The organism is Lysobacter sp. Root667 (assembly GCF_001427715.1).
Classification (GTDB): domain Bacteria; phylum Pseudomonadota; class Gammaproteobacteria; order Xanthomonadales; family Xanthomonadaceae; genus Lysobacter.
In genome coordinates this window covers 1-3532 of the sequence record NZ_LMHF01000015.1, presented here as the reverse complement: position 1 = coordinate 3532, position 3532 = coordinate 1, and the positions used below count along the sequence as shown (strand labels likewise).

Here is a 3532-nt window from a genome sequence, read left to right as displayed (position 1 = left end):
GCGCGCGTCCTGCGCGCCGCCCTTCGGGTCTGAGTGGGATTAGGCGAGTGCGGCTCAATGGATTCCAATGCCGCGGCAACGGCAACGGCAACGGCAACCGCAAGGCGAATTGCAATTGCAACGGGCTAATTCGCCTCAGACGTTCGGACGAAGACCGGTGGTTGCATAGGATGCGGTGAGCCGCAGGCGAACCGCATCGCGTCGACGCATGATTCCTGACCGCTACCTGCCCCGGGCCTCGCCCAGGCGCAGGCCGCGCACTCGCCTCAGCGCGAAGCCACCGCCGCAACCACGACACCGGCCGTCATCCAGACCCAGTCGGTCGGGCTGTTGGCGAGCTGGGTCAGCAGCCAGGCGTGGTGCGGGCCGAGTTTGAACAGCGAGTCCAGCATGCCCACGCCCAGCGACAGGCCGATCTGGGTCGCGGCGATGCTCCAGCTGTACATGACCACGATCGCGACGGTGCCGAAGACGCCGAGCAGGGCGCGGTGCCGGCCCGGGCGCCAGCCGCCCAGGCGCAGCATCCAGGCCAGGTCGAGGGCGCCGATCACCGTCATCCAGCTGTTCTGGCGGCCGCTGTATAGGCTCAGCAGCAGCCATACCGCGACGAAACCCAGGGTGCCGAGCAGGAACAGCGACCAGGCCAGCGAACGCGACGCCAGCGACCTCGATTCAGGCGCGGCGGGGGCGGGCTGGGCGGGTGCGATCATCTGGGGCTCGGGCGGCGGGGGAATCCAGCCGCACAGCATAGCCGGCCGCGTGGCCGCGGGCAGTGCCTGAAGTCGGCCTGCCGCCGGGGCGGGCGGGCAGGGCGCCTCAGCCCTGCCGGTTTGACGACGCCCCGGCGATGCTGCGATCCACGCCCGGGCCTGGGCCCGGCGCAACCCCCTGATAGACTGCGCGCCTTGTGCGCAAGCGCGGCACCCCAATCTTTCAAGCATGTACTCCCGTAGCAGCGAACCCGTCCGTTTCGAGCGCGATTGCGCCGTCGTCCTTGTGCCGCAGGGCGAACAGGTAACCCTGCCCGCCGGCAGCGTCGGTTACATCACCCAGGCCCTGGGCGGCAGCTATACCGTGTTCGTCGAAGGCAATCTGTTCCGGATCTCGGGCAAGGACGCCGACGCCATCGGCAAGGAACCGCCGGAACCGCTGGAACTGCCCGCGGGCGCCGACGACGAGGCGGTAGAGCAATTGGTGTGGAAGCAGCTGCGCACCTGTTTCGATCCGGAAATCCCGATCAACGTGGTCGACCTGGGCCTGGTCTACGAAGCTCTGATCAAGCCCCGCGACGACGGCCAGCGCACGGTCGAAGTGCGCATGACCCTGACCGCGCCGGCCTGCGGCATGGGCGACATCCTGGTCGACGATGTGCGCAGCAAGCTGGAAATGATCCCGACCGTGGCCGAGGCCGACGTGGAGCTGGTGTTCGACCCGCCGTGGGGCCGGCATATGATGTCCGAGGCCGCGCGCCTGGAAACCGGCATGTTCTGAGCGCGCCCGTCCGCGTGTGCGCCGCTATCGCAAACCCCGGCTTCGGCCGGGGTTTTTGTTTAGGTCCGCTGGAAATCGAGCGCATTCCGCGATCCGCAGAGTGGTTCGCGCGGCGGCAGCGGGCGGCTGACCGTCGATGCCTGTCAGGCCCGATGCGCCGGCAGTCGGACCTGGCGACGCAGGCGGGGCGGCCCGGAGCTTGCGGCGGTTTTTCACCAGGCGATAAACGCAACCGTATGTGAAAATTTGTGATGCGAGCCACACAAATAGCGGCGTGATCGGGGGTTAGCGCATTGTTCGTGCCGGAGTCGGCTCCTTAGCGTGGATGGCGTGCGGCGGAGTGCCGCACGAAACGTGTCGTCCCGGGCTCTGGCCGCAACGCGGCAATGCATGCGGAGACCAGCGGGGCGATTCCTGCCGCATTCCTGCGGCGTATTCGGTTTCCATCTCGGGGGTTTCAAGGATGTCCATTTCCAATCACGGCCGCGTTCGCGTCCACGCGCTGGCCGCCGCCACCGCGGTCGCGCTGACCAGCTTGTGCGCCGCGCCGGCCTTCGCCGGCCGCATGAGCGTGTCCGGCCTGCAGGCCGAAGGCAGCTACGACCAGTTCATCGTGAAGTACAAAGACGCGGCGGCCGAGCGCAGCAGCGCGAGCGCGTTGCAGTCTTCGCTCAGCGGCGCCGCACGCGCGCTGCCGGCGGTGTCCGGCAAGCACCTGGGGCTGAAGCAGCTGCGCCGCATGGCGCTGGGCGCGGACGTGGTGCGCAGCGACCGCAAGCTCAATCGCTCCGAAGCCGAATCGCTGATGCGCCAGATCGCAGCCGATCCCAACGTCGAATACGTCGAACCCGATCTGGTCATGCAGGCCCTGGCGACGCCCAACGACCCGCGCTACAACGAGCAGTGGCACTACGCCACCAACGCGACCGGCGCCAACGTGTCCAGCGCCTGGGACACCTCCACCGGCACCGGCGTAGTCGTCGCGGTCATCGACAGCGGCCGTCTCGCCCATACCGATCTGGATGCCAACACCCTGACCGGCTACGACTTCGTGACCTCGACCACCACCGGCAACGGCGGTTCGGGCGACGGCAACGGCCGCGACGCCGATCCGACCGACGCGTCCAACGTCAAGCACGGCACCCACGTGGCCGGCACCATCGCCGCGGTCACCAACAACAGCGTCGGCGTCGCCGGCGTGGCCTACAACGCCAAGGTCGTGCATGCGCGCGTGCTCGGCAACGGCGGCTACGGTTCTACGTCCGACATCGTCGACGCGATCACCTGGGCGTCGGGCGGCACCGTCACCGGCGTGCCGGCCAACGCCAACGTGGCCGAGGTCATCAACCTCTCGCTGGGCGGCACCGGTGCCTGCGGCCTGAGCTACCAGAACGCGATCACCGCCGCGATCAACCGCGGCACCACCGTGGTCATCGCCTCCGGCAACAGCAACAGCGACGTGTCGAATTTCTCGCCGGCCAACTGCCCGGGCGCGATCTCGGTCGCCTCCAGCGATATCAACGGCAACCGCGCGTGGTACTCGAACTACGGCGCCACCATCGACATCACCGCGCCGGGCGGCGAAACCTGCTCGCCGCTGGTCGAGTTCCTGGCGCTGGGCGAGTCCACCTCGGGCAAGTGCCAGCAGAACCACGAAGCCAACGGCATCCTCTCCACCTACAGCGGCAACGGCTATTTCTTCAACCAGGGCACCTCGATGGCCGCGCCGCACGTGGCCGGCATCGTCGCCCTGATGCAGGCGGCGGCGCCGTCGCCGAAGACCCCGGCCCAAATCCAGACCATCCTGGCCAACACCGCGCGTCCGATCACGGCCGCCAAGTGCCCGGGCGGTTGCGGTCCGGGCCTGGTCGACGCGGCCGCGGCGGTGCTGGCTGCGCAAGGCGGTGGCGGCAACGCCGCACCGGTGGCGAACTTCACGTCCTCGGCCAGCGGCCTGACGGTGGCGTTCACCGACTCGTCGACCGACAGCGACGGCAGCATCGTCTCGCGCAGCTGGAACTTCGGCGACAGCACCACTTCG

At 68.6% G+C, this 3532-nt stretch carries 3 protein-coding genes; 2 read left to right on the top strand and 1 reads right to left on the bottom strand.

Annotated elements, in window-relative coordinates; translation table 11 throughout:
- Positions 1 to 266: 266 nt before the first annotated feature.
- The gene (locus tag ASD78_RS17705) at positions 267 to 710 is read right to left on the bottom strand and encodes a hypothetical protein (protein ID WP_056103903.1); all 444 of its coding nucleotides are present in this window, start codon (positions 708 to 710) and stop codon (positions 267 to 269) included.
- A 229-nt stretch (positions 711 to 939) separates the two neighbouring features.
- Between ASD78_RS17705 and sufT the strand changes: the two genes are divergently transcribed.
- Positions 940 to 1491: a putative Fe-S cluster assembly protein SufT gene (sufT, locus tag ASD78_RS17700; protein ID WP_055900764.1), complete on the top strand. Its 552-nt coding sequence runs from the start codon at positions 940 to 942 to the stop codon at positions 1489 to 1491.
- A gap of 463 nt (positions 1492 to 1954) precedes the next feature.
- The coding region (locus ASD78_RS17695; protein WP_162250184.1) for a S8 family serine peptidase at positions 1955 to 3532 on the top strand (1578 nt) is incomplete at its 3' end.

Coding starts and splice junctions, on each gene's coding strand:
- ASD78_RS17705 (WP_056103903.1), bottom strand. CDS start 710: ATGATCGCACCCGCCCAGCCCGCCCCCGCCGCGCCTGAATCGAGGTCG.
- sufT (WP_055900764.1), top strand. CDS start 940: ATGTACTCCCGTAGCAGCGAACCCGTCCGTTTCGAGCGCGATTGCGCC.